The sequence below is a fragment of the Dermatobacter hominis genome (assembly GCF_020715685.1).
Lineage (GTDB): Bacteria > Actinomycetota > Acidimicrobiia > Acidimicrobiales > Microtrichaceae > Dermatobacter > Dermatobacter hominis.
In genome coordinates this window covers 1,060,095-1,085,357 of record NZ_CP085840.1, presented here as the reverse complement: position 1 = coordinate 1,085,357, position 25,263 = coordinate 1,060,095, and the positions used below count along the sequence as shown (strand labels likewise).

Annotated in this window: 26 protein-coding genes; 18 read left to right on the top strand and 8 right to left on the bottom strand. The window is 74.0% G+C overall.

The features are described 5' to 3' along the window. Positions 1 to 48: 48 nt before the first annotated feature. The 4 genes from LH044_RS05105 (at position 49) to LH044_RS05090 (ending at position 4,446) form a co-directional block, all read left to right on the top strand. The gene (locus LH044_RS05105; RefSeq protein WP_227758717.1) at positions 49 to 1,101 is read left to right on the top strand and encodes a Gfo/Idh/MocA family protein; all 1,053 of its coding nucleotides are present in this window, start codon (positions 49 to 51) and stop codon (positions 1,099 to 1,101) included. After that, positions 1,098 to 2,255 (top strand): N-acetylglucosamine-6-phosphate deacetylase, encoded by a 1,158-nt coding sequence (locus LH044_RS05100; RefSeq protein WP_227758716.1) that lies wholly within the window; start codon positions 1,098 to 1,100, stop codon positions 2,253 to 2,255. Before LH044_RS05105 ends, LH044_RS05100 begins: the two co-directional genes overlap by 4 nt. 106 nt (positions 2,256 to 2,361) lie before the next feature. Continuing rightward, on the top strand, positions 2,362 to 3,528 hold the full coding sequence (locus LH044_RS05095) for a CaiB/BaiF CoA transferase family protein (RefSeq protein ID WP_227758715.1): 1,167 nt from the start codon (positions 2,362 to 2,364) through the stop codon (positions 3,526 to 3,528). 90 nt (positions 3,529 to 3,618) lie between these two features. Beyond that, a complete protein-coding gene (locus tag LH044_RS05090) occupies positions 3,619 to 4,446 on the top strand; it encodes a PIG-L family deacetylase (protein WP_227758714.1) in 828 nt (275 codons plus the stop codon). Positions 4,447 to 4,735: 289 nt separating this feature from the next. Here LH044_RS05090 and LH044_RS05085 read toward each other — a convergent pair whose 3' ends face one another. Then, complete coding sequence (locus LH044_RS05085; RefSeq protein ID WP_227758713.1) at positions 4,736 to 4,981, bottom strand: hypothetical protein; 246 nt, start codon at positions 4,979 to 4,981, stop codon at positions 4,736 to 4,738. 176 nt (positions 4,982 to 5,157) lie between these two features. Next, positions 5,158 to 5,499: a hypothetical protein gene (locus tag LH044_RS05080; protein WP_227758712.1), complete on the bottom strand. Its 342-nt coding sequence runs from the start codon at positions 5,497 to 5,499 to the stop codon at positions 5,158 to 5,160. A gap of 58 nt (positions 5,500 to 5,557) precedes the next feature. On the opposite strand from LH044_RS05080, the gene LH044_RS05075 reads away from it, so the two are divergent. Continuing rightward, on the top strand, positions 5,558 to 5,923 hold the full coding sequence (locus LH044_RS05075) for a hypothetical protein (protein WP_227758711.1): 366 nt from the start codon (positions 5,558 to 5,560) through the stop codon (positions 5,921 to 5,923). Positions 5,924 to 5,976: 53 nt separating this feature from the next. Here LH044_RS05075 and LH044_RS05070 read toward each other — a convergent pair whose 3' ends face one another. From LH044_RS05070 to rpmB, 5 genes are all read right to left on the bottom strand, one after another. After that, positions 5,977 to 7,209: an amidohydrolase gene (locus LH044_RS05070; RefSeq protein ID WP_227758710.1), complete on the bottom strand. Its 1,233-nt coding sequence runs from the start codon at positions 7,207 to 7,209 to the stop codon at positions 5,977 to 5,979. Beyond that, positions 7,206 to 8,384 carry a glutamate--cysteine ligase gene (locus LH044_RS05065; protein WP_227758709.1) on the bottom strand — a complete coding sequence of 393 codons (1,179 nt, stop codon included), beginning with the start codon at positions 8,382 to 8,384 and terminating at the stop codon, positions 7,206 to 7,208. The genes LH044_RS05070 and LH044_RS05065 overlap by 4 nt, the downstream gene beginning before the upstream one ends. Positions 8,385 to 8,426: 42 nt before the next feature. After that, a complete protein-coding gene (locus LH044_RS05060; RefSeq protein WP_227758708.1) occupies positions 8,427 to 10,214 on the bottom strand; it encodes a phosphoenolpyruvate carboxykinase (GTP) in 1,788 nt (595 codons plus the stop codon). A 54-nt stretch (positions 10,215 to 10,268) separates the two neighbouring features. After that, positions 10,269 to 10,514, bottom strand: a complete 246-nt coding sequence (locus LH044_RS05055) for a LysM peptidoglycan-binding domain-containing protein (RefSeq protein WP_227758707.1) — start codon at positions 10,512 to 10,514, stop codon at positions 10,269 to 10,271. A gap of 181 nt (positions 10,515 to 10,695) precedes the next feature. Further along, on the bottom strand, positions 10,696 to 10,905 hold the full coding sequence (gene rpmB, locus LH044_RS05050; RefSeq protein ID WP_227758706.1) for a 50S ribosomal protein L28: 210 nt from the start codon (positions 10,903 to 10,905) through the stop codon (positions 10,696 to 10,698). A 250-nt stretch (positions 10,906 to 11,155) separates the two neighbouring features. Between rpmB and LH044_RS05045 the strand changes: the two genes are divergently transcribed. The 13 genes from LH044_RS05045 to smc all read left to right on the top strand — a co-directional run bounded on the left by LH044_RS05045 (position 11,156) and on the right by smc (position 24,355). Then, positions 11,156 to 11,836: a hypothetical protein gene (locus tag LH044_RS05045; RefSeq protein ID WP_227758705.1), complete on the top strand. Its 681-nt coding sequence runs from the start codon at positions 11,156 to 11,158 to the stop codon at positions 11,834 to 11,836. 58 nt (positions 11,837 to 11,894) lie between these two features. Beyond that, complete coding sequence (locus LH044_RS05040; protein ID WP_227758704.1) at positions 11,895 to 12,875, top strand: DAK2 domain-containing protein; 981 nt, start codon at positions 11,895 to 11,897, stop codon at positions 12,873 to 12,875. 67 nt (positions 12,876 to 12,942) lie between these two features. Beyond that, positions 12,943 to 15,153 carry an ATP-dependent DNA helicase RecG gene (recG, locus tag LH044_RS05035; protein ID WP_227758703.1) on the top strand — a complete coding sequence of 737 codons (2,211 nt, stop codon included), beginning with the start codon at positions 12,943 to 12,945 and terminating at the stop codon, positions 15,151 to 15,153. A gap of 83 nt (positions 15,154 to 15,236) precedes the next feature. Further along, complete coding sequence (locus LH044_RS05030; protein ID WP_227758702.1) at positions 15,237 to 15,968, top strand: hypothetical protein; 732 nt, start codon at positions 15,237 to 15,239, stop codon at positions 15,966 to 15,968. A gap of 55 nt (positions 15,969 to 16,023) precedes the next feature. After that, positions 16,024 to 16,677: a 16S rRNA (guanine(966)-N(2))-methyltransferase RsmD gene (rsmD, locus tag LH044_RS05025; RefSeq protein ID WP_227758701.1), complete on the top strand. Its 654-nt coding sequence runs from the start codon at positions 16,024 to 16,026 to the stop codon at positions 16,675 to 16,677. Then, positions 16,674 to 17,159, top strand: coding sequence for a pantetheine-phosphate adenylyltransferase (gene coaD, locus LH044_RS05020; protein WP_227758700.1), 486 nt, complete (start codon positions 16,674 to 16,676; stop codon positions 17,157 to 17,159). The genes rsmD and coaD overlap by 4 nt, the downstream gene beginning before the upstream one ends. Further along, on the top strand, positions 17,156 to 17,803 hold the full coding sequence (locus tag LH044_RS05015; protein WP_227758699.1) for a hypothetical protein: 648 nt from the start codon (positions 17,156 to 17,158) through the stop codon (positions 17,801 to 17,803). Before coaD ends, LH044_RS05015 begins: the two co-directional genes overlap by 4 nt. Then, positions 17,803 to 18,330, top strand: a complete 528-nt coding sequence (locus tag LH044_RS05010; protein WP_227758698.1) for a YceD family protein — start codon at positions 17,803 to 17,805, stop codon at positions 18,328 to 18,330. Before LH044_RS05015 ends, LH044_RS05010 begins: the two co-directional genes overlap by 1 nt. 102 nt (positions 18,331 to 18,432) lie before the next feature. Then, entirely contained in the window at positions 18,433 to 18,612 is a 180-nt protein-coding gene (gene rpmF / locus LH044_RS05005; RefSeq protein ID WP_227758697.1) for a 50S ribosomal protein L32, read from the top strand. Positions 18,613 to 18,739: 127 nt separating this feature from the next. Next, positions 18,740 to 19,027 carry an acyl carrier protein gene (locus LH044_RS05000; protein ID WP_227758696.1) on the top strand — a complete coding sequence of 96 codons (288 nt, stop codon included), beginning with the start codon at positions 18,740 to 18,742 and terminating at the stop codon, positions 19,025 to 19,027. Then, positions 18,996 to 19,835: a ribonuclease III gene (rnc, locus tag LH044_RS04995; protein ID WP_227758695.1), complete on the top strand. Its 840-nt coding sequence runs from the start codon at positions 18,996 to 18,998 to the stop codon at positions 19,833 to 19,835. The genes LH044_RS05000 and rnc overlap by 32 nt, the downstream gene beginning before the upstream one ends. Beyond that, positions 19,828 to 20,661, top strand: coding sequence for an Fpg/Nei family DNA glycosylase (locus LH044_RS04990; RefSeq protein ID WP_227758694.1), 834 nt, complete (start codon positions 19,828 to 19,830; stop codon positions 20,659 to 20,661). The genes rnc and LH044_RS04990 overlap by 8 nt, the downstream gene beginning before the upstream one ends. 37 nt (positions 20,662 to 20,698) lie before the next feature. Next, complete coding sequence (gene smc, locus LH044_RS04985) at positions 20,699 to 24,355, top strand: chromosome segregation protein SMC (RefSeq protein ID WP_227758693.1); 3,657 nt, start codon at positions 20,699 to 20,701, stop codon at positions 24,353 to 24,355. Here the strand turns inward: smc and LH044_RS04980 are convergent. Further along, positions 24,274 to 25,245: a VWA domain-containing protein gene (locus LH044_RS04980; RefSeq protein ID WP_227758692.1), complete on the bottom strand. Its 972-nt coding sequence runs from the start codon at positions 25,243 to 25,245 to the stop codon at positions 24,274 to 24,276. The two genes, smc and LH044_RS04980, sit on opposite strands and share 82 nt — an antisense overlap. Positions 25,246 to 25,263 lie beyond the last annotated feature (18 nt).

Genomic DNA, 25,263 nt, shown 5'->3' with positions numbered 1-25,263 from the left:
GACGGGCGGTGAGGTGCGCCGGGGCGCCGAACCCGTACGCTGCGCCGGATGTCCATCCGTGTGGGGTTCCTCGGGGCCGGCCTCATCGCCGCGTACCACGCCATCCAGCTCAACATCGTCAGGGACGGCCCGGGGCCCGACAACCGCATCGTGGCGGTGCACGACCCCGACGTCGAGCGGGCCGCCGGCCTGGCCAGCGGTCAGGGCGCCGAGGTCTGCGCGACGCCGCAGGAGGTCATCGAGCGGTCCGACGCCGTGTTCGTCTGCACCTGGACCGCCGAGCACCTGCCGATGGTCCGCCTGGTGGCCGAGGCCGGCGTGCCCCTCTTCTGCGAGAAGCCCCTGTCGCTCGACCTGCCGCGGTCGCGGGAGCTCGTCGAGCTGGTGCGGGCCTCGGGCGTCGTCAACATGGTCGGCCTGGTCATGCGCTCCAGCCCGACGCTCCTCGTCATGCGGGAGATGATCCAGGACCCGACGTCGGGCCGCGTGATGAACGTGGTCTTCCGCGACGACCAGTACATCCCGACGCAGGGCATGTACGCGTCGACGTGGCGGGGCGACACGGAGCTCGCCGGCTCCGGAGCGCTGATGGAGCACTCGATCCACGACCTCGACCTGCTCGAGTGGCTGCTGGGACCGGTCGACACGATCGGTGCGCACCAGTCGTTCTTCCACGGCATCGACGGCATCGAGGACTCGGTCAGCGCCCTGCTGCGGTTCACGAGCGGAGCGTCGGGCAACCTCGCCTCGATCTGGCACGACGTGCTGGCCCGCCCGAGCCAGCGGCGGATGGAGGTGTTCTGCGAGAACGCGACCGTCACGCTCGAGTCCGACGACGTCGGCCCGGTCCGGCGCCAGACGGCCGACGACGAGGTGGTCGTCGGTGGCGACGACCTCCTCCCGTGGCTCGCCGCCCGCGGCATCGCCGCGCCGAGCTCCGAGGAGGAGTTCCTCCGCGCCGTGCAGGCGCACCTGGACGGCGACACGCCCGAGCGGCTCCGCCCCGACGTCGTCGACGCCCTGCGGGCCCACGTCCTGGCCGACGCGACGTACCGGTCGGCCGCCGTGGGCGGCGACCCCGTGGCCATCCCCGCGCCGTGAGCGCGCCGGCCGGGGCGGGACGGCTGCTCGGGGTCGGCGCCGCGCTGGTCGACGGCGCAGTCGTGCCCGGCGACGTCCGCATCGCCGGCGGGCGCGTCGAGGAGGTCGGCGTGGCGTCCGGGTCGGCCCCCGGCCCGATCGCGGTGCCTGGGCTCGTCGACCTCCAGGTCAACGGGTTTGCCGGCATCGACCTCCGACGCACCGACCTGGCGGGCTACCGGTTTGCGGGCGAGGCGCTCGCCGCCCACGCGGCGACGGCGGTGCAGCCCACGTACTTCGGGCTGTCGCTCGACGGCTACGTCCGCGCCCTCGACGTGCTCGGCGAGGTGGCGGCGGACCAGTCGGCGGCGCTCGACGCGGGCGCGCCCTGGGGCTGCCGCTTCCTGCCCGCGCACCTCGAGGGCCCGTTCCTCAACGTGGCGTTCAAGGGCGCCCACGACGAGCGGACGTTCCTGGCGCCGTCGATCGACGCCGCGGCCCGGCTGCTCGCGACCGGCCAGGTCGGGTTCGTGACCGTCGCTCCCGAGGTGCCGGGCGGTGTCGAGCTCGTGCGCCACCTGGCCGCGAGCGGCGTGGTCGTCAGCATCGGCCACTCCGACGCGGACGTCGCGGCGACGCTCGCCGCGGTCGAGGCCGGCGCCCGCCACCTGACCCACTGCTGGAACGCACACCGGCGCCTGACCTCGCGCGACCCCGGGCCGGCGGCGGTCGCGCTCGCCCGTCCCGATCTCGTCGTGGGGCTGATCCCCGACGGCGTGCACGTCGCCGACGAGACGGTGCGCCTCACGCTGCACGCCGCAGCCGGTCGCGTCGCGGCGACGACCGACTGCATCCCGCCGGCGGGGCTCGCCTCGCTCGACACGTGGGAGGAGGAGCCCGGCATGACGGTGACCGTCCGCGACGGCCGGGCGACGCTGGCCGACGGCACGCTCGCCGGCAGCATCGCCACCCCCGACGCCGTGCTGCGCAACCTGGTCGGCCTCGGGCTCGACCTCCCCGACGCGGTCGACGCGTGCGGCGGCGTCCAGCGCCGGCTGCTCGGCCTGGACGACGTGCGGCTCCGCCCGGGCGACGTCGCCGACGTGGCGGTCCTCGACGACGCGCTCCTTCCCGTGCGCACGCTGGTCGCCGGCCACGAGGTGTTCGCCGCCTGAGCCGGGGCGCCCTTCCGTCGTTTGACGCTCCCGACGCGGCCGGGAACACTCGGACGCACCAGTCACACCGGGGCCGAGAGGCGCGCCGGAGCCGAGGGGGCACGCAGTGGGACCGTTGAGCGGGGTCAGGATCATCGAGGTCGCGGGGATCGGCCCCGGACCCTTCGCCGCCATGATGCTGGCCGACATGGGTGCGGACGTGATCCGCGTCGACCGGGCCGCCAACGCCATGGGCGGCGATCCCGACGCGCCGCCGTCCGACATCCTCAACCGCGGCCGCCGGTCGATCGCGCTCGACCTCAAGTCGCCCGAGGGCATGGCCGTGCTCATGGACCTCGTCGAGCAGGCCGACGGCCTCATCGAGGGGTTCCGGCCCGGCGTCGCCGAGCGGCTCGGCTTCGGGCCCGACGCCTGCGCCGAGCGCAACCCCAAGCTCGTGTTCGGCCGCATGACCGGCTGGGGCCAGGACGGCCCCTACGCCCCGACCGCCGGCCACGACATCAACTACATCGCGCTCGCCGGCGTGCTGGCCCACCTCGGCCGCGCGGGCGAGAAGCCGACGCCGCCGATCAACCTCGTCGGCGACTTCGGCGGCGGCGGCATGCTGCTCGCGTTCGGCATGGTGTGCGCGCTCCTCGAGGCGCAGCGGTCCGGCTCGGGCCAGGTCGTCGACGCCGCGATGGTCGACGGTGCGGCCAGCCTCATGACGATGATGTGGGCGTTCTCGGCCATGGGCATCTGGTCCGAGGAGCGGGGCACGAACATGCTCGACACCGGGGCCCACTTCTACGACACCTTCGAGTGCGCCGACGGCGGCTACGTGTCGATCGGCTCGATCGAGCCGCAGTTCTACGCCCAGCTCGTCGAGCTCACCGGGCTGGAGAAGGCCTACAGCGACCGTGGCGAGGAGCTGCCCCGCCAGATGGACCGCGCGGCGTGGGGCGACCTGAAGTCCACGCTGGCCGAGATCTTCCTCACGAAGACGCGCGACGAGTGGTGCGGGGTCATGGAGGGCACCGACGTCTGCTTCGCGCCGGTGCTGACGATGAGCGAGGCGAAGGACCACCCGCACAACGTCGCCCGGCGGACGTTCGTCGAGGTGGCCGGCATCGCACAGCCCGCACCGGCGCCGCGCTTCAGCCGGACCACGGCCGAGGTCCAGCGCCCGCCGGCCCACGTCGGCCAGCACACCGACGAGGTGCTCGCCGACTGGCTCGGGCTCGATGCCGACGGCGTCGCCGCGCTGCGCGGCTCGGGCGCCGTCGCGGGCTGAGCGTCGCAGCCGAGCGGCCCTGCGGCGCAGGGCGCGCCCCCGTCTCCGGCCGTGTCGGCGCCGTCAGGGGCGGGAGTTAGCCTGCGGCGGATGTCGACCGTCGTGTGCTTCCACGCCCATCCCGACGACGAGTGCATCCAGACGGGCGGCACGATGGCGCTCGCTGCGGCCGAGGGCCACCGGGTCGTGCTCGTCGTGGCCACCCGCGGCGAGCACGGCGAGATCGTCCCCGACGTCCTCGAGGAGGGCGAGGCGCTCTGGCAGCGCCGCATCGCCGAGACCTTCGACGCGGCGCGGATCCTGGGCGCGCAGCGCGTCGAGTTCCTCGGCTACGTGGACTCGGGGATGATGGGCGAGCCCGACAACGACGCGCCGTACTCCTTCTGGTCGACCGACGTCGAGCACGCCGCCCACCGGCTCGCGGCCATCCTCACCGAGGAGTCGGCCGACGTGCTCACCGCGTACGACGACCACGGCGGCTACGGCCACCCCGACCACATCCAGGTCCACCGCGTCGGGCTGCGGGCCGCCGAGCTCGCCGGCACGCCGATCGTCCTGCAGGCGACGATGAACCGGGACCACATCCTGGCCGGCATCGCCGAGGCCCGGGCCGCCGCCGAGGCCGCCCGTGAGCTGGGCGAGGGGTCGGAGCCGCCGGCCGACGAACCCGACATCGGAGAGATCCCCGACGACTTCGGCGAACCCGAGGCGCACATCACCCACGCGGTCGACGTGCGGTCGTTCGTGCGGGCCAAGCGCGGCGCGATGGTCGCGCACGCCAGTCAGATCGCGCCCGACTCCTGGTTCCTCACGATGGGCGAGGAGCAGTTCGAGCGCGCGTTCGGCACCGAGTGGTTCATCCGCGTCGGGCGACGGCGAGGCGAGGGTGTGCCCTTCGCCGCGTCGATCTGGGACTGACCAGCACGAGGTCCGAGCGACGGCGCCGCCGGGTCTGCGAGCGCGGTCCCGGCTGCGGGGGGCACTTGGTGCCGGCGCCGACGAGCATGGACACGGCCAGCCCGACGGCAACCCAGAGCGTGAGGAGCGTGACGATCCACCACATGGTCGAATCTTTCCCCGGCCGGCCCGTCGTCATGCATCCGTAACATGAACTCCCGCTGGCCGCTGGGTGTCGAGCACTCGTTCCGCTGCGCCGCGTGGCGGCGCGGTCCCGGAGCGTGAACTGCCGGTCCCGGAGCGTGAACCGTCAGGGGAGCAGCGGCTCCGCCGGGGTGTGCCCGGCGCTCGCCCAGGCGTCGACGAACGCCTCGAGCCGGTCGGTGGGCTCCTGCGACGCATCGGTCGCCTCGCCGATCGGGCCGTAGCCCTCCTCGTAGGCCTCGGCGCCGGGCATGCTCAACCGGCCGGCCTCGTGCAGCTCCTGGAAGCTGATCGGGGGCACGTAGCCCTCGACCTCGTGATCGCTGCTCGACGTTCGGGTCTGAGGGGTCATGTCGCTCCTTCGGTCGTCGCCGTCCGGCTCATCGCCCCTCCGCCTGCCGGGAGCCACCCCGACCTGACCGAACGTACCCGGTCCGCGGCGGTGACAGGCGGAATGTGAGGAGATCCTCCGATCTCTCCCTTCGGAGGGTCTCAGGAACGGCTCGGGTCCGGTGACGCCGAGGTCGCTCAGGCCTCGAACACCTCGGGCGTGAGGCCGGTCAGCGGGCCGTCGCCGCGCAGCACGACGGTGCGCTCGACGAAGCGGACGACGATCGCGTCGCCCTCGAGCTCGCCCAGCACCAGGTGGCCCTCGTCGTCCGCCCCGGTGATGCACAGGAGCTCGACGTGGTGGCGCTGCAGCTCGCCCCGGTACTGCTCGACGCCGTCGGCCACGATCTCCCAGTCGATGCGGTCCGTCGCGGGCCCGTCGTCGTCGGTCCGGGCCACCGCGACCAGCGTGCCGAACCGCAGCGGGAGCTCCACGCCGTCGAGGTGGAGCCGGTGGATCACGAGCCGGGCGTGCTGCACCGGGGCAGCTTGCCACCGGTTTGCGGGGCGTCGGAGCGTGCCCGCTAACGTCCGCCCGGTGCTCGCCTCCGTCCTGCAGTTCCACACGGAGTGGGCCTGGATGGTGATCATCGGCAACGCGCTCGGCGGCCTGTGGTGCCTGGGTGCCCACTGGATCCCGGCGCTGCGGGTCCGGGCGCTGTGGTGGTTCGTCATCTTCGTCGAGGCGACGATCTTCGTGCAGGTGTGCCTCGGCGTGTACATGGTGGCCGGCGAGGGCTTCAAGGCCCCGCAGTTCCACATGTTCTACGGCTTCGTCGCCATCATCACGGTGGCGATCCTGTACAGCTACCGGAACCAGATGCGGGCGCACCAGTACCTGCTGTACGGCTTCGGCGGCCTCTTCCTCATGGGCCTCGGCATACGGGCGATGCTCGTCGGCTGACGGGCGTCGTGCCCGGTCCGGCTCGCCCGCGGCGCCGGCGCACGTGACCCGCGTCAGGTGAGGTCGTCGCCGCGGGCGGGGTCATCGAGCGCGCCGACGGCGGCCCGGGCCAGGACCTCGGCGCCGATCGGGATCACCGACTCGTCGACGTCGAACGTGCCGGCGTGGAGGTCGAGGCGCTCGGCCAGGCCCGGGGGGTGCGTGCCGAGCCGGCCGTAGGAGCCGCCGGTGCGCTCCAGGTACCAGCTGAACGAGTCGCCACCGGCGCTGCGGGGGGACGTGACCACGCCGCCGGGTCCGAGCACGGCGGCGCCGGCGGCCGCCAGCAGCTCGGTCTCACGGGGCCGGTTCACGACCGGCGGGACCCCGCGGCGGTGATCCAGGTCCCACGCCGCGCCCGTCGGGCCGACGACGTGGGCGAGCGCGTCGCGCAGCAGGTCGGCGGCGCGCTGCCACACCTCGCGGTCCGGGGTGCGGAGGCTCCCGCGGAGCTCGGCCCGGGTCGGGATCACGTTGGGGGCGTCGCCGGCCGCGATTGCGCCGAAGACGAGCAGGAGGTCGGGGTCGCCGGCGAGCTCGACCACCCGCGTCGGCAGCTCCCGCACCACCCGGGCCGCGACGTCGACCAGGTCGACGGTGAGGTGGGGCCGGGCGGTGTGGCCGCCGGGGCCGGAGAGGTGGATCTCGACCAGGTCGGAGGCCGATGTCAGCGGACCGACCCGCACGCCGAGCAGGCCGGCGTCGAGCTTGGGGTCGCAGTGCAGGCCGAAGATGGCGTCGATCCCGTCGAGCGCGCCCGAGGCGACCACCTCGACGGCGCCGCCCGGCACGCGCTCCTCGGACGGTTCGAAGACCAGCCGCACCCGGCGGGGCGGTCCGCCCGACGCCGCGTCGGCCCGCAGGGCCTCGTCGAGCGCCAGGCCGGCGCCGAGGGTGATGACGGTGTGGACGTCGTGGCCGCAGGCGTGGGCGACGCCGTCGCGGCGGGAGCGGTAGGGCACGTCCTTGTCGTCCTGCATCGACAGCGCGTCGATGTCGCCGCGGACGGCGACGGTCGGCGGCCCGTCGCCGGGCCCGACGTCGCACACCAGGCCGGTGCCGCTCGGCAGCACGACGGGGGAGAGACCTGCGACCTCGAGCCGCTCGACGAGCAGCGTGGTCGTGTCGTGCTCCTGGCCGCTCGGCTCGGGGTGGGCATGCAGGTGCCGTCGCAGCGCGACGAGCTCGTCGGTCCGCGCCGCCACCAGCGCGCCGAGCGCGTCCGCCGCCCCGATGCCCGCGGTCACGCCGGCATCCCCGCGTCCCACTCGGCGAGCAGGAGGTCGACCACGTCGCGGTGGTCGCCGCCGCCCGCCAGCACGGCCCGCTGCCGCTCCGCGCCGCTCCCGTGCCGGAGGATCCGCCCGACGAGCGCGAGGTCGCCCGCGCACCCCAGCTCGTCGGCGATCGGCGCCAGCCGGTCGACCTCCTCAGCGACGAGCTCCCTCGCCGGGCGCCGGCTGCCCCGGTCGTCGGTGATGATCTCGGCGTCGATCCCGTGCCGGGCGGCGAGCCACTTGTTCTCGCGGATGACCCAGTCCCGCACGGTCGCGGTCGGCTCGCCGGCCGCGGCCCTGGCCTGCAGGTCGGCCACGCTGCACTGGGCGAGCGCCACGATCGCCCGGACCTCGTCCATCGACTGGAGGGCGTCGCACATCCGGAGCTCGACGGTGCCGAAGTCGGGGTGCGGCCGCACGTCCCACCAGACCTCGCGGATCGAGTTGATCGCGCCGGCGGTGAGGAGGGTGCCCATGAACTCCTGGAAGTCGTCCCAGCCGTCGAGCCCGGGCGGCAGCCCCGCCGTGGGCAGGCTCTCGAAGATCTTCGTGCGGGCCGAGCACAGGCCGGTGTCGTGGCCCTCCCAGTAGGGGCTCGAGGCGGACAGCGCGAGGAACAGCGGGAGCTGCACTGCCAGGCCGTTGGTGACCGCGACCGCCATCTCGCCCGAGCGCACCCCGACGTGGACGTGGGTCCCGTGGATCGCCAGTCGCCGCGCCGGCCAGCCGATCCGCTCGATGAGCTCCCGGTAGCGGTCGGCGGGGCTGACCTTCAGGTCGGCCCAGCGGCTGAAGGGGTGGGTGCCCGAGGCGATCAGCCCCAGGTCGGAGTCGCCGGCGGCGAGCGCGCCGCCGACCTCGCCCAGCGTCCCGGTGAGGTCGGCGACCGCGGCGTCGACCGTGTCGTTGATGCCGGTGATCACCTCGAGCGTCGACTCGAACAGCTCGTGCTTGACCTTGGGGTGCTCGGGCGGCTCGTCGCCCTCGCCCCGCGCTGCGGCACCGGTGCCGGGTCCGCCGCCGGCGAGGCGCGCCAGCACCTCGGACGCGGCGTTGACCAGCTCACGCGACCCCCGGTCGACCAGGCCGAGCTCGAGCTCGACGCCGAGCGTGGTGGTGGGGGAGGTCCGGAACTCGATGGCCACCGGTGACCCCTACCCGGCCGGGGCGACCGGCCGTCGGGACGGTCAGCCGCCGAGGCGGTGCTCGAGGGCGGAGAGCTCGTCGCGCATCGTGGCGGGGAGGCGCTCGCCGATCGACTCGAAGTGGTTGCCGATGAGCTCGACCTCGCCCTTCCAGGCGATCGGGTCGACGTCGAGCAGCTGGTCCAGCGTGTCGGCGTCGATGTCGAGGCCCTCGGTGTCGAGCGAGTCGGGGGTCGGCACCCAGCCGATCGGGGTCTCCGTGGCGTCCGCCGTGCCGGCGATGCGCTCGAGCGCCCACTTGAGCACCCGGCTGTTCTCACCGAAGCCCGGCCACAGGAACTTGCCGTCGTCGGACTTGCGGAACCAGTTGACCCAGAACAGCTTCGGCAGCTTGTCGGCGTCGGTGGCGCCGCCGATGTCGAGCCAGTGCTGGATGTAGTCGCCGACGTTGTAGCCCATGAAGGGCAGCATCGCGAACGGGTCGAAGCGGACCTCGCCGACGGTGCCGGCCGCGGCGGCCGTCTTCTCGGAGCTCATGACGGCGCCGAGGAAGGTGCCCTGCTGCCAGTCGAAGGACTGCGTCACGAGCGGGACGTTGGTGGCGCGCCGGCCGCCGAAGAGGATCGCCGAGATCGGCACGCCGGCGGGGTCCTCCCACTCGGGGGCGATCGACGGGCACTGCGAGGCCGGCGTCGTGAAGCGGGCGTTCGGGTGGGCGGCGGGGGTCCCGGACTCGGGCGTCCAGTCGTTGCCCTTCCAGTCGACGAGGTGCGCCGGGGGCTCGGACATGTCCTCCCACCAGACGTCGCCGTCGTCGGTCTTCGCCACGTTGGTGAAGATGGAGTTGCCCCACATCGTGTCCATGGCGTTCTTGTTCGTCTCGTTCGACGTGCCCGGGGCGACGCCGAAGAAGCCGGCCTCGGGGTTGATGGCGTAGAGGCGGCCGTCGTCGCCGAACTTCATCCACGCGATGTCGTCACCGACGGTCTCGACCTTCCAGCCCGGCAGCGACGGGATCAGCATGGCCATGTTGGTCTTGCCGCAGGCCGACGGGAACGCCGCGGCGACGTAGCGCTTCTCGCCCTCGGGCGAGGTGATGCCGAGGATGAGCATGTGCTCGGCCATCCAGCCGCCGTCGCGGGCCATCGTCGAGGCGATGCGCAGGGCGAAGCACTTCTTGCCGAGCAGGGCGTTGCCGCCGTAGCCGGAGCCGTAGGACCAGATCTCCTTGGTCTCCGGGAAGTGCGAGATGTACTTCGTCTCGTTGCACGGCCACGGCACGTCGGCCTGGCCCTCGGCGAGCGGCGCGCCGACGGAGTGGAGGCAGGGGACCCACTCGCCGTCGCCCAGCACGTCCAGGGCGCCCTGGCCCATGCGGGTCATGATCCGCATCGAGACCGCCACGTACGGCGAGTCGGTCAGCTGCACGCCGATGTGCGCGATCGGGGAGCCGAGCGGGCCCATGGAGAACGGCACGACGTACATCGTGCGGCCCTTCATCGTGCCCCGGTACAGGTCGAGCATCTCGGCCTTGAGCTCGGCCGGGGGGCGCCAGTGGTTGGTCGGGCCGGCGTCGATCTCCTGCTCGCAGGCGATGAACGTGCGGTCCTCGACCCGGGCGACGTCGCTCGGGTCCGACAGCGCGAGGTAGCTGTTCGGGCGCTTCGCCTCCGACAGCCGCTCGAAGGTGCCGTTGTCGACGAGCAGCTGGCAGAGCCGGTCGTACTCCTCGGCACTGCCGTCGCACCACTCGACCGCGTCGGGCTGGAAGATCTGCCGCCACTCCTCGACCCAGTCGAGCAGCTGCTGGTTGCTGGTGGTCCCTGCCATCGTTCTCCCCGGTCTGTGTCGGGCCGATCTCCGTCGGCCGGCCGTGACGATCTATCAGGCGGTCTCAGGCGCCGGTTCGGCGTGAGCCCGGAAGCTCGGTGTGCCCATGTCCACCTCGGACCCGATCTGGAGGTCGGTCGCCCGGCCCTCGGCGTCCAGGTCGTACTGCACCCGCTGCCCCTGGCGGAGCATGCGGAACAGGGTGCCGTCGAGCGCCGCGGGGGCGAGGTCGTGCTCGGCCAGATCCGTGTCGCGGACGACGATGCCGTCGCCCGTCGCCGGGTCGTAGGACTTGATCACGCCTTGCACGGTGCCGTCCGTTCCACGCTGGGTGCCGCTCCTGACTGGTCGGGTCCCCGGTCTGGGAATCCTCTGGCCCACGATCACCGTACCGGTGGCCGATCGGGCGCGGCAAAGCGGGGATCCGTGATCCTGGCGGGGCTCCCCGGGCGCTGCCGGGAGGGGTGCGCGGCGGGTCGGCTCAGGCCGGGGGACGGCTGGCGACGGGCTTGGTGACCTTGCCCGCCTTGATGCAGCCGGTGCACACGTCCATGCGCTTGGTGCCCTGCGGGGTCGCGACGCGGATGCGCTGGATGTTCGGGTTCCAGCGCCGCTTCGTGCGGCGGTGGGAGTGGCTGAGGTTCATCCCGAACGAGGGGCGCTTGTCGCAGATCTCGCACACGGCGGCCATGGCTGTCTCTTCTCCGGTCGTTCCGCCACGCTCGGCGGGGGTTGCCACCCTCTGGTGGCGCAGTCTCTCTGGTGGGGCGGTCTCACGGGCCGGTGGGGCGCACCCCGTGCACGGCCGACCGGTGAGTGTAGTGCGTGCGGCGCGACAGCCCAAGCAGGCCCTCGGGGGGCGACTTGCTCTCGCCCCCGAAGTCTCTCATCGTGGGGGCTGAGCGGTCCCCGTGGACCGGCGGCGGATCGGGAGGGACCCCATGGCGGGCGACGGCCACCAGGCCCAGGACGACACCCACGACGGGGCCGACCACGACGGGCCCGACCGGGGCGGGTGGATCCTCGGCGTGCTCGTCGCCGCGCTCGTGGTGTTCGTGCTCGCGGCCGTGGTGGTCCGCGCGGTCGGCGCCGACGGCGCGGACGAGGCCGCGGCCCACGTGGTGCCGAGGGAGGAGGCCGCGGGGGCGACGACCACGACCGCGGCGCCGGGCGCCACCACGACGGCGCCGACGACCACGGCGGTCCCTGCGACCGCACCGCCCGAGACGACGATCGCACCGGCGCCGCCGCCGGAGCCGACCACGACCGCTCCGGTGGCGCCGACCGCGGAGGGGGCGGCGACCGGTCCGACCACCCCGGTCCCGGCCGCGGCGCGCCCCTCGTCGCGGCCCGGCGGCGACGACGCCGACGCCGCCGAGTCGGCCGCCGCGGTCCAGTTCGCCCAGCTCGTCCGCCAGCACTGCGACCTCGCCGGCGTGCCCGACCCGGGCACGGTCCGGTCCACGGCGCTCGGCGGCGGACTCTTCCAGATCGTCGACGCCAACGGGATCGTGCTCCAGCTCGACACCGCCACGGGCGTCGTCACCTCGGCCGACAGCCTCGACGGCAGCGTGCCCGGTGGGTACTCGGCGTCGTGCCGGCCGGTGCTCTTCGGCGGCTGATCTCGTCCCGCCCGCGATCCGGGACCCCCGGCCGGGGGCACGTCACTAGGCTGGCGGCATGGCCGGCTCGGCGCTGCGGACCACCACCCCGGAGAGCATGGCCCCCGCCGAGTTCCTCGGGGCGATGCGGGCCTGTGCCACCGTGCTCGACCAGCACGCCGAGGCGCTCGATCGGCTCGACGTCACCTTCGACTGGGACGCGGAGCTGCTCGACGGCGCCGACGGCCGTGACCTCGACGGCCTCGGCGACGACCGGACCCCCGGTCCCGGGACCGACCTCGCGACCACGCTGCTCGGCGGGTGCGAGGCCGCAGGCGACGGACGGGACCTCTCGACGGTGTGCCGGGGCCTCGCCGACGGCGCGACGAGGTCGGCCCGCACGGCCGCCGGGCACCGCCTCGCCGGCTTCCTCGCCGGCGCCGGCGACGCGCTCCGCAACGCCGACCGCGTCGACGGGGCGCGCCTGGCGCTCGCCCTCGAGGCCGGGGCCGAGCGCGTGACCGAGGCGGACGACGGCACCCACCCCGGCTGCCTGCTCGCGGTGATGTCGGCCGCGGCCGACGGGGCGCTCGACGCGTCGGACGGCGGCGGCGACCTCTCCGAGGTGCTGGTCTCGGCGGCCGAGGCCGGGCTCGTGGAGCTCGAGCAGGGGCCGCTCGTCGACGCCCGCCTGTCCGAGCGCGGCACCGTGGACGCCGCCGCGGCCGGGTTCCTGCTGGTGCTCGACTCGCTCGCCGCGGTGGTGGCGGGCGACCCGTTGCCCGAGCCGCCCCCCGACCAGGTCGCGCCGCCGGTCGACGTCGTCGGCCAGCGGTTCGTCGTGCGTTGCCGGGTCACGCCGCCGGTGCCCGACATCGAGGCGGCCGCCGACCTCGAGGTCGTCGTGCACGAGCTCTCCGACCGCCTGGTGTTCGAGGTGGCGGCGGACCGCTGGACGGTCGACGCCGTGACCGCGCTGCCCGGCGCGGTGGTCGAGGCGCTGGCCGGCGCCGGACGGCTGTCCGAGCTGCACATCGGGGTCGCGTCGACGGGGCCCTGAGCCCCCGCCGTCGTCGCCCTCGGGAGCGACGACCGAGGGCGTCGGTGCGGCGTGGTGGACTGTGCCCGTGAGCGACCGTCCGCCGATCACGCTCGTCGACCTGTCGGCCATGGGCGTCGAGCTCCTGTCGGGCGTCGGTCCGCGCAAGCTCGAGGGGCTGCGCACGCTCGGCATCGAGTCCCTGCTCGACCTGCTGACCTACTACCCGCGCCGCTACGTGGACCGGACGCGGGAAGCGCGCATCCAGGACCTCGCCGAGGGCGAGGAGGCGCTCGTGCTCGGCCGGATCGGGTCGGTGTCGTCCCGGCGCATCCGGGGCGGTCGGGTCATCGTCGTGGCCGAGGTCCGCGACGGCAGCGGGTCGTTGCGGTGCACCTTCTTCAACCAGCCGTGGCGCGAGAAGCAGCTCACGGGGCGTTCGTCGGCGGGCGTGGGGCCGGGCGATGCCGGCCTCGAGGTGGCGATGTTCGGCCGCATCGAGGTGTTCCGCGGCCAGCGCCAGATGACGAACCCGATCGTCGACGTCATCGGTGACCCGAAGGGCGGGCGCACCGGGCGCATCGTGCCGATCTACCCGCAGTCCGAGAAAGCCCGGCTGAGCACGTGGGAGCTGGGGGAGTGGTCGGCGCAGGTGCTGCGCCGCAGCCGCGAGCGCGGCATCGACGACCCGGTGCCCGAGGACGTCCTCGACCGCCACGACCTCGTCGGCCGCCAGGACGCGTACGCCGGCATCCACGCCCCGTCGTCGATGGCCGAGGAGGTCGTCGCCCGGCGCCGCCTGGTCTTCGACGAGCTCTTCCGCCTGCAGCTGGCGCTCGTGCGGCGCAAGCGCGAGATCGAGGCGGCCTCGCTCGGCATCCGCCACGTCGTCGACGACGGCGACGACCGCGCGGCGGCCCCCGGGCTGGTCGCCCGCTACCTCGGCGGGCTCCCGTACGACCTGACCGGCGCGCAGGCCCGGGCGATCGCTGAGATCCGCCACGACCTCGCCGGGCCCGTGCCGATGCACCGGCTGCTGCAGGGCGACGTCGGCTCGGGCAAGACCGTCGTCGCCATGGCCGCGCTCCTCACCGCGGTGCAGGGCGGCCACCAGGGCGCGCTGATGGCCCCGACCGAGGTGCTGGCCGAGCAGCACGCCGTCGGCGTGCGCGACCAGCTCCAGGACGTGACCCTCACCGACGGCGGCGACACGCTGCTCGGCGAGCGGCCGCTCGGCATCGCGCTGCTCACGAACCGCACGCCGGCCGCCGAGCGGCGGCGCACGCTGGCCGGGCTCGCCGACGGCACGGTCGACATCGTCATCGGCACGCACGCCCTCATCCAGGACGCGGTCGAGTTCCGCTCCCTCGGCGTCGTCGTGATCGACGAGCAGCACCGCTTCGGCGTCGAGCAGCGCGCCGCGCTGCGTGACGCCAACGCCGACGGCACGGTGCCCGACGTGCTCGTGATGACGGCCACGCCCATCCCGCGGACGGCGGCCATGACCGTGTACGGCGACCTCGACACGACGGTCCTCGACGAGCTGCCGCCGGGCCGGGTGCCGATCACCACCTCATGGGCCCGCACCGACGAGGCCGAGGCCGATGCGTGGCAGCTGGTCCGCGACCAGGTCGCCGCCGGCGGACGCGCCTACGTCGTCTGTCCGCTCATCGAGGACTCGCCCAAGTTGGAGGCCTCGTCCGCCGAGGAGACCTACGAACGGCTGGCCACGGGGGAGCTCCAGGGGCTGCGGCTCGGGCTGCTGCACGGGCGCATGAAGGCGCCCGAGAAGGCCGAGGTCATGGAGGGGTTCCGGACGGGCGCGCTCGACGTCCTCGTCGCGACGACCGTGATCGAGGTCGGCGTCGACGTGCCCGAGGCCACCGTGATGGTGGTCCTCGACGCCGACCGGTTCGGCATCGCACAGCTGCACCAGCTCCGCGGCCGGGTGGGCCGGAGCGACGCCCCCAGCTGGTGCGTCCTCGTGGCCCACGGCGTCCTCACCCCCGATGGCGAGGAGCGCCTCGAGGCGATGGTGCGCAGCACCGACGGCTTCGAGCTGGCCGAGGTCGACCTGGAGCTGCGCGGCGAGGGCGCGGTGCTCGGAGAGCGCCAGCGGGGGCGCAGCGACCTCAAGCTGGCCTCGCTGCGCCACGACCGGCAGTGGGTCGAGATCGCGCGCGACGAGGCGCTCGCCCTGGTCGGTGACGGCTCTGGTCTCGACGACCACCCGCGCCTGGTCGAGGAGCTCGACGTGCTGCTCGCCCCCGAGGAGGAGGACTTCCTCCTCAAGTCCTGACCCCTCCGGGCGGTCCGGTGGTGCCGCGGTTTCGGGACCTCCGACCCTGTGGCCGACGCCCGCGTCGGGCCCACGATCGAGGGGTGATCTCCCGACGCGCCCTCACCCCGATCCTGCTCGTCGCCGCGACCGCTGCCACGGTCGTGCTGCTCGCCGCGTCGTGCGGCGGCGGCGACGCCCCGGCCGCCCCGCCCACGACACCGGCGGCACCGGGGGCGGGCCACGACGGCGGTGACGGCATGCACCCCGGCATGGCGCCCGAGGTGACGACCGCCGCGGAGCTCGCCTCGCTCGGGCAGGGCCCGGGGGTCGGCGAGACCTTCTCCGGGCACCTCGGCCTCGACGTGTGCGGACGGTTCCTCGCCCCGCCCGCCGCGTCGACGCCCGACGACGGGTCCGCGGCGTCGGGGATCACGACCGACGGCGCCGGCGGCTTCACGGTGGCGCCGCCGACGGGCGCGGTCGCCGGCCACCGGGCGACGATCGGCCGGCTGGCGAGCCAGGCCGGGATCGAGCTCGGTGACGGCAGCGTCTCGTTCCCCGCCGCCACGAGCCCGGGCCGGATCGACGTCGGCGGCACGGGCGTGGCGGTCGCCGGCCGCACGTTCGGCCCTGACGCCACGTGCGGTGGCACACCCGCCGAGGTGCAGCTCTGGGTGTACACGGCCGACGCCGTGGCGACCGGGGAGCACGTCCGCACCGTCGTCGACGACCCCGCCGAGGTCCCGATCGTCGAGGACGGGATGGCGTTCGTGATCGCGGTCGCGCCCGAGTCGTCGCTGCCGACGCTGCCGCCGTCGGCGATCCTGGGCTGAGGCGCCGTGCGCCGCCGCGGCGGGCAGGGCGGGCGCGCTCGGCGAGACTGGGCCCGTGAGAGTCGTCGCCGGCACCGCCCGGGGTCGCCGCCTGGTCACCCCGCCGGGCCGCGACGTCCGCCCCACGCTGGATCGCGTCCGGGAGTCGGTGTTCAACGCGCTGGGGTCGCTCGACGCGCTGCGGGGTGCCACCGTCCTCGACCTGTTCGCCGGGTCCGGGGCGCTCGGGGTCGAGGCGCTCAGCCGGGGTGCCGGCCACGTCACCTTCGTCGACTCGTCCCCCGCCTCGATCGACGCGGTCCGGGCCAACCTCGACGCCACCGGGTTCGCCGCGTCGGCGACCGTCCTGCGCCGCGACGCGCTCGACGTCCTGCGCGGCGGTGACGGCGCTCGCGCGCTCGGCGGCCCCGTCGACCTGGTGCTCGCCGATCCGCCCTACTCCTTCGACCGGTGGGGCGATCTCATGGTCGCGCTGCGGCCGGCGCTGTCACCCGACGCCGTCGTCGTGGTCGAGAGCGACCGGTCGATCGAGGACGAGGTGAGGGAGCGGCTGGCGGAGCTCGGAGGGGGCATCCTGAGGGAGCGTCGGTACGGCGGTACGGTGGTGGCGATGTTGTCGTTCCAGGGCCAGCCTCCCTCCCGGTCCGCCCGAGGACCCGCCGATCCCGGACCCGCCCGCGGACCGGCCGATCCCGGATCCGCGCGGTGACCACCGTCCTGTACCCGGGCTCCTTCGACCCGATCCACAACGGCCACGTGGAGATCGTCGAGACGGCCGCACGGCTCTTCGACCGCATCGTGGTCGCGGCCATGCGGAACCCGCAGAAGGGCGAGCCGCTGTTCTCGCTCGAGGAGCGCCAGCAGCTCATCGAGGAGTCGCTCGCCCACCTCGACAACGTCGAGGTCACGATGTTCTCGTCGCTCGTGGTCGACCTCGCCCGCGACGTCGGCGCCCACTTCATCGTCAAGGGGCTGCGCGCCGTGTCGGACTTCGAGTCCGAGCTGCAGATGGCGCAGATGAACCGATCGATCTCCGGCGTCGACACCCTCTTCATCCCGTCGGCATCGAAGAACTCGTTCCTGGCGTCCAAGCTCATCCGCGAGGTCGCCCGCTTCGGGGGGAACGTGGAGACCATGGTGCCGGGGCCGGTCGCCGACCGGCTCAAGGTCCGCTTCGGAGGTACCCGATGAGCACTCCGGCCGACGATCCGCGTCGACAGGCACCGCAGGGCGAGCGCGCCGGCGCGGGCGAGCAGCCCCGCCGACCCCAGCCCACGCCGCGCCGCAGCGCCGGCGGCGACCAGTACCGGATGCCCGAGGCCCAGGAGATCCTGGAGCGCGTCGTCGCGATCATCGACGCCGCGCCGGGCATGCCCATGTCGGCGTCGGTCCGCGTCAACCGCGAGGAGCTCCTCGAGCTGCTCGACGACGCGGTGTCCCGCCTGCCCGACGAGCTGCGCTCGGCGCGCTGGTTGCTGAAGGAGCGCGAGGACTTCCTGGCCCGCACGCGTCGCGAGGGCGAGGACCTGATCGAGGACGCCCGCAGCCGCGTCGCCCAGATGGTGCAGCGCACCGAGGTGGTGAAGGCCGCGGAGCTGCGGGCCCGGCAGATCGTCGAGGACGCCGAGGCGACCTCGCGCCGCATGCGCCGGGAGACCGAGGACTACTGCGACCAGAAGCTGGCGAGCTTCGAGAACGTGCTGGCCCGCATCGCCAAGTCGGTGGCCGTCGGTCGCGACAAGCTCGCCGCGCCCCGCATCGAGGAGGCCGAGCTGGCGGACCTCGACGACCCGCCGACGGGCTCGAACCCGGCGGTCTTCGACCAGGAGTCCTGATGGCGGCCACGGTCGCCGGTCTGCGGATCGGCGTCGCCGAGCTGCGCCGTCACCCGGGCGACCGCATGGAGGTCGACCGCGACGTCGACCTCGACGGCATCGCCGTCAGCACCGCCGAGGTCCCGCCCGGGGCCCCCGGCCACCTCGACGTCGTGCTCGAGTCGCTGTCCGACGGCGTGACGGTGACCGGGACGCTCCGCGTGCCGTGGCAGGGCCCGTGCCGTCGCTGCCTGGAGGACACGAGCGGGACCGCCGAGGTCGAGCTGCGCGAGGTGTTCTCGGACTCGCCGGTCGACGAGGACCTGCTGCCGCTCGACGGCGACGTGGTCGACCTGGGCCCGGTGGTTCACGACGCCGCCGTGCTCGCGCTCCCGCTGGCCCCGCTGTGCCGGGAGGACTGCGCCGGTCCCGACCCCGAGCACTTCCCCGTGTCGACCGAGGGCAGCGCCGACAAGCCGGCCGACCCCCGGTGGTCGGCGCTCGACGAGCTGCGCTTCGACCCGGCCCCGGATGATCCGCTAGAGTGATCCGTCGCCCGCCGGACGGGCGCGGGCAGACCCGCGACGTCCCCGACGGTCCGGCCGGCCGTCACCACGAGTCCGCCTCACCCACGCGCGAAGAGACCAACGATGGCAGTTCCCAAGAAGAAGACCTCCAAGGCGAAGAGCCGCAGCCGCCGGGCGTCCAACTGGACGCTCAAGGCGCCGTCTCGCAGCGTCTGTCCCCGGTGCAACGCCGTCAAGCAGCCCCACGTGGTGTGCGGGAACTGCGGCTGGTACGGCGGCCGCCAGGCCATCGACGTCGACTGAACGACGTTCAGCGCGCTCGCCGCGGCGGCGGGGATCGCCGCCGCGTGGACCGGAGCGCGGTTACAGTGACCGGCCACACGACCCGGGGCCGGTCCCCGTGGTCCGACAGAGGAGAGCAGCAGCGACCGTGCCTGCGGAGACGCACGTCCAACAGGGCCCCATCGAGCGGCCGGAGGTCCTGCAGCTCGTGAAGGACCGCCTCGCCGACATCCTCGAGATCGACCCGTCGACGATCGACGAGGGCGACTCGTTCGCCGAGGACCTGCACGCCGACTCCCTCGCGCTGATCGAGCTGGTGGAGGCACTGGAGGACGAGCTGGGGGAGCGCAGCGTCGGATTCCGCATCGAGGACGAGGACCTCGAGGACCTGAAGACCGTGCGCGATGCCGTCGACTACGTCCTCGCCCGGCTCTGAGTCGGCCACCAGCGCTGCGCCGGGCACGAACCCTCCATCGGGCACCGACGTCGCCGTCGACGAACCGCCCCGCGACGCGCTCTGCCGTCGGATCGGGTACCGCTTCGACGACGAGGACCTGCTCGACCTCGCCCTCCGGCACCGCTCGTGGTGCGCGGAGCACGGCGCGGTCGAGTCCAACGAGCGCCTCGAGTTCCTGGGCGACGCGGTGCTCGGCGTCGTGGTGACCGACCACCTGTACCGGAGCTCCCCCCGCTCGAGCGAGGGCGTGCTCGCCCGTCGCCGCTCGGAGCTCGTGTCGGCCAACGCGCTCGCCGGCGTCGCCCGCTCGGTCGGCCTCGGCGACGTGCTGCTGCTCGGCAAGGGCGAGGAGGCGACCGGCGGCCGCTCGAAGACGTCGATCCTGGCCGACGCCATGGAGGGCGTCATCGGCGCCGTCTACCTGGACGGCGGCATCGAGGCCGCGCGCTCGGTCGTGCTCGGCCTGCTCGACGAGCGGATCGACGGCGTCGTGTCCGGCGATGTCGCGAGCGACCACAAGTCACGGTTGCAGGAGGTGGCGGCGCACCGCTTCGGCGAGCTGCCGCGCTACGAGCTGACCGAGGAGGGGCCCGAGCACGAGAAGGTGTTCCGGGCCGTCGTCCGACTGGGGGGCGAGCGGTGGGGGAGCGGCGAGGGCCGCACGAAGAAGGAGGCCGAGCAGGCAGCCGCCCGCGAGGCCACCGAACACCTGTCGGCCGACCCGGACGGGTCGTCCGACGGCGACGGTCCGGACCCGGACCGTCGGGAGGGGAGAACAGATGCCTGAGCTGCCGGAGCTGGAGCTGCTGCGCCGCGACCTCGAGCGCGAGGTCGACGACAAGAAGGTGAAGGCGGTGGAGGCGCCCGGCACGGGCTTCGTGTCAACGCCGTCGAAGAAGGCGTTCACCACCGCGCTCACCGGGGCCAAGATCACGAGCGTCGACCGCAAGGGCACGTTGCTCGTGCTGGGCGTCGAGGACACCCACCTGCTGGTGCTGTCCCTCGGCGACAAGGCGCGGCTCCTCAAGGTGCAGGCGAAGGACCCGACCGAGACCGGCACCGGGCTCGTGATCACCTTCACCCAGGGCGGCCAGCTGCGCCTGGTCGACCCGAAGAAGGGCTCGAACGTCGAGCTGCTGCCCGTCGACGGCCTCGACGAGGCGCACCCCGAGCTCGCCACGCTCGGGCTCGACGCAGTCGACGAGCCGATCTCGTGGACCACGTTCGGCGAGCAGCTGCTGCGCCGCGACGGGAAGCTGAAGTCGGTGCTGATGGACCCGACCTTCCTGGTGGGCATCGGCCCGATGTACTCCGACGAGGTGCTGTTCCACGCGGGGCTCCGCTACGACCGCCAGACCACCAGCCTCTCCGCCCAGGAGATCCGGCGCCTGTACCGGGCCGTCGTGGAGACCGTCCACGAGGCGGTCAAGTACGGTGGCACCACGCTCGGCGAGGACGGGTGGGTGCAGCTCTCGGGCAAGCCGGGGGAGTACGGCGAGTACCTGACCGTGTACAAGCGGGACGGGGAGATGAGCCCCCGGGCGCGGGGGCCGATCGTCAAGGCCCGCTTCGGCAGCGGCTACACGTACTACTGCGAACAGACCCAGGTCTGACCCGTCCACGGGCCGGGACCGACCGTCCAGGAGAGCTGTGTTCCTCAAGACGCTGCAGATCAAGGGGTTCAAGTCCTTCGCGGAGGCGGCGACGCTGACGCTGGAACCCGGCGTGACGGTGGTGGTGGGGCCGAACGGCTCCGGCAAGTCGAACGTGGTCGACGCGATCGGGTGGGTGCTCGGCGCCCAGGCCCCGTCCGCCGTCCGCTCCCAGAAGATGGACGACGTCATCTTCGCCGGCACGTCGAAGCTGCCGCAGCTGGGCCGGGCCGAGGTCTCGCTCACGATCGACAACTCGGCGGGGCTGCTGCCCATCGAGTTCACCGAGGTGACGATCACCCGCCTGCTGTTCCGCTCCGGCGACAGCGAGTACGCGATCAACGGCGTGCCCTGCCGCCTGCTCGACATCCAGGAGCTGCTGTCCGACAGCGGCGTCGGCCGCCAGCAGCACGTGATCATCTCGCAGGGCAACATCGACGGCGTCCTCAACGCCCGCCCCGAGGAGCGGCGGTTGATCATCGAGGAGGCGGCTGGCGTCCTGAAGTACCGGCGCCGCAAGGAGCGCGCCGAGCGCCGGCTGCAGGCCACCGAGGCCAACCTCACGCGCATCAACGACCTCCTGCGCGAGGTGCGACGCCAGCTCCGCCCGCTCGAGCGCCAGGCCGACGCAGCCCGGCGCCACGGCGACCTCGTCGCGGAGCTCGGCGCCCTGCGCATCCACCTCGCCGGTCGTGAGCTGCTGCGGCTCCGCAGCCAGCTCGAGGAGTCGTCGCGCTCGCAGGCCGAGCTGCGCGGCGAGGACCAGCGGCTGCGGGCCGTCCTGTCGGACCTCGACGCCCGCATCGTCGCCGCCGAGGCGCAGCTGTCGGCGCTCGGCGGCCGGGACCTGGGCGACGTGCTCGTCCGCTACGAGAAGCTGGCCGAGAAGGGCCGAGGCCAGTTGGCCCTGCTGGCCGAGCGGCGCCGCAACCTCGACCGCGAGCTCGGTGCGTCGGTCGACGCCGCCGTCGTCGCCTCCCTCGAGGCCGAGCACCACGAGCTGTCGACCGAGGCCGAGCAGATCGAGCGCGACGGCGTGGCGGTGACCGACGAGCTCTCGACGCTCGACGAGCTCGAGGCCGACCTGGCCGGCCGCCGGCAGGCCTTCGCCGACGAGTGGGGCGAGGGCGTGGCCGCCCCGTCCGGCGAGGCGTCGGCCGTCCGGGGCGAGCTGGCGGCCCTGCGCTCCGCGATCGAGCGGACGGGGGCCGACCGGGAGCGCCTCGCCCTGCGGCGCACCTCGCTCGGCGAGCGGGTCGAGCGGCTGCGGGCCGAGCGCGACGCGACCGCGGCGGCGGTCGACGAGGCCGAGCACGCGGCGCCGGGCCACGAGCGCGCCCTGGAGGAGTCCGCGTCCGGTCGCGTGCAGGCCGAGGAGGCCCTGGCGCGCGCCGAGACGGCGGCGACCGACGCCGAGGCCGACGCGTCGGCCTGGGCCGCGCGGGTCGAGGCCCTCTCGATGGCGCTCGACGAAGCCCGCCAGCGCGCCGGCGCCGAGCGCCTGGCCGGGCTCGACGGCGTCCTCGGCACGCTGCTCGACCTCGTCGACGTCGACGCCGGCTGGGAGGAGGCCTTCGAGGCCGCCGCCGGCGAGGCGCTCGGCGCGGTCGTCGTGGCCGACGTCGACGCCGGACGTCGGGCGCTCGTCGCGCTCGAGGCCGGCGACCACCGCGGCGCGGTGCTCGCGCTCGGCTCCGTCGGTGGCGGTTCCCCCGCCGCCGCGCCGGCGTCGATCGGTGACCCGGTGCGCCGCCACGTGCGGGCCGCCGCCGGTGCCGGTCCCGCCGCCGGCGGGATCGAGGCGGTGCTCGATGCGCTGCTCGCCGGCGCCGTGGTCGTCGACGGCGACCTCGACGCCGCGGTCGCGGCATCGCTCTCCTCGCCGACCGCGGTGGTCGTGACCCGCCGCGGTGACCGCTTCGGATCGGCGGGGTGGCGGCTCCGGGCCGCCAGCGCCGGCGCCACCGGCGCGGCGCTGGACGAGGCGAGGCACCGGGCCGAGCAGACCGCCGAGGCCCGCGACCGCGCCCGCCGCGAGGTCGAGGCGGCCCGGTCGACGGTCGCCGAGGCCCGCCGGGTCGAGCAGGAGGCGCACCGGGGCCGCGACCAGGCGGCGGCCGACCGCCGGCGGCTGGCCGACGAGGTCGAGCGCCTCGACCGCGACGCCGAGGAGGCCACCGGAGAGCTCGAGGCGCTCGGCGCCCACCTGACCGAGCTCGTCGACCGCCTCGCCCGCGAGGAGGTGCGGGTCGCCGAGCTCGCCGAGCAGCTGCCGAACCTCGAGGCGGCCGAGGCCGAGCTGGGCGAGCAGGCCCGGCGCATGGCCCAGGCGCGGGAGCAGCTCGACGCCCGGGCCGGCGACGTCCAGGCCCGTCGGACCGATCTCGAGGTGCGGGTCGCTGCGCTGGACGAGCGCCGCCGCTACGTGGGCTCACGGCTCGAGCAGATCGGCGAGCGACTGGCCCGCAACCAGGCCGAGGTCGCCGCCGCCGCCGACCGCCGCGTGCTGCTCGAGGCGCGGGTCGCCGCGACCGAGCGGCTGCAGGCGTTCGTCGCCGATCGCCTGCAGGTGGTCGAGCCCACGCTCGAGTCGCTCCGGGAGGAGCGCCGGCGCCAGTCCGAGGCGACCCGGGAGGTGACCAACCTCCTCGACGGCCTCCGCCAGGAGCGCAGCGCCGCGGAGCGCTCGCTCGAGGAGGCTCGCGCCCGGCTCCAGAAGGCCGAGATCTCCGATGCCGAGGCCCGGATGCGCCTCGACGCCGCCACCGAGCAGCTGCGCCACGACCTCGACACCGAACCGGACGTGGCGATGGCGGCCGAGTGCCCGCTGCTGCCCGACGGCGTGTCCGCGCCGGCACGCGTGCGCGAGCTGGAGCGCGAGCTCCGCCTCATGGGACCGATCAACCCGCTCGCCCTCCAGGAGTACGAGGAGCTGTCGGAGCGCCACACGTTCCTCGAGGGTCAGCTCGAGGACATCCGCCAGACCCGCCGGGAGCTCTCGAAGGTCATCAAGGCGGTCGACGAGGAGATCGTCAACGTGTTCTCGGCCGCCTTCGCCGACGTCAGCACGAACTTCACGACACTGTTCGAGACGCTGTTCCCGGGCGGCCAGGGCCGGCTCCGGCTGACGGACCCCGACAACCTCCTCGAGACCGGCATCGAGCTCGAGGCCCGGCCGTCGGGCAAGAACGTCCGCAAGCTGTCGCTGCTGTCGGGCGGCGAGCGCTCGCTGACGGCCCTCGCGTACCTGTTCGCCGTGTTCCGCTCGCGGCCCTCGCCCTTCTACGTGATGGACGAGGTCGAGGCCGCGCTCGACGACGTGAACCTCCACCGCTTCCTGGACCTGATCGCCGAGTTCCGCGACGCCGCGCAGCTCATCGTCGTCAGCCACCAGAAAGCGCACGATGGAGGCCGCGGACGTGCTCTACGGCGTCACGATGGAGCCGGCGGGCTCGTCGAAGGTCCTGTCGGAGCGGGCCGCCACCGTCCTCGACTGAGCGAGCTCGGGTCGGGCTCGCGCCCGGGTCGGGCGCAGCGTGTCCCGGGCCCAGAGGAAGGTCGGGTCCGGCCGGCTCAGGGCAGGCGGCTGAACCAGCGGAGCGAGAAGCCCGCGGCGACCAGCAGCAGCACGAGTCCCAGCCCGACGAACCGGTAGGTCACGTCCTGCTGCTGCTCGTCGTAGCCGATCGTGGAGCCGAGCTCGGAGTACACCGAGCGCAGGTCCTGCGCCGACTCGGCGGTGTAGGCCGTGCCACCGGTGCCCTCGGCGAGGCCGCGGAGCTCCTCCACGTTCACCGGCACCCGGGTGCGCTGGCCGACGCCGTCGCCGTCGGTGTCGACGGTGATCTCGCCGTCCTGGGTGCCGTAGGCGATCGTCGACACGGCGACGCCGGCGTCCTTCGCGATCGGGATGGCGTCCGCGGTGGGCAGGCCGACCGTCGTCTCGCCGTCCGACATGAGCACGACCGCCCCGTCGACCTTCTTGCCGTCGGTGCCGCGGGCCTGGTCCTCGATGACCTGGACCGCCAGCTTGGTGGCGTCGCCGATGGCGGTCGACTTGTCGAGCTCGAGGCCGTCGATCGCCTGGTTGACCTTGGCGTGGTCCTGGGTCGGGGGCACGAGCAGCTGGGCGCTGCCGGCGAAGCTGATCAGCCCGACGTTGAGCTGGTCGGGGAGCTTGTCGATGAACTCCTTGGCCGCCGCCTGGGCCGCCTCGATGCGGTTGGGCGACACGTCGGTCGCCGCCATCGACAGCGAGGTGTCGATGGCGAGGACGATCGTCGAGCGCTCCGACGGCACCTTCTCGGTCATCACCGGCTGGGCGAACGCGGCGACCAGCACGCCCGCGGCGACGATGAACGCCCCGGCGACCACGTGGCGGCGCCACCCGGGCCGCTTCGGGGCGACCGAGTCCAGCAGGGCCAGGTTGGAGAAGCGCACGGCGTAGCGGGGCTTCGTGAACTGGAGGCCGACGTAGAGCGCGGCCAGGCCGACGACGACCAGGAGCAGCCACAGCCGCTCGGGTTGGAGGAACCACTCGCTCATCTGGACTCGCCCATCTCG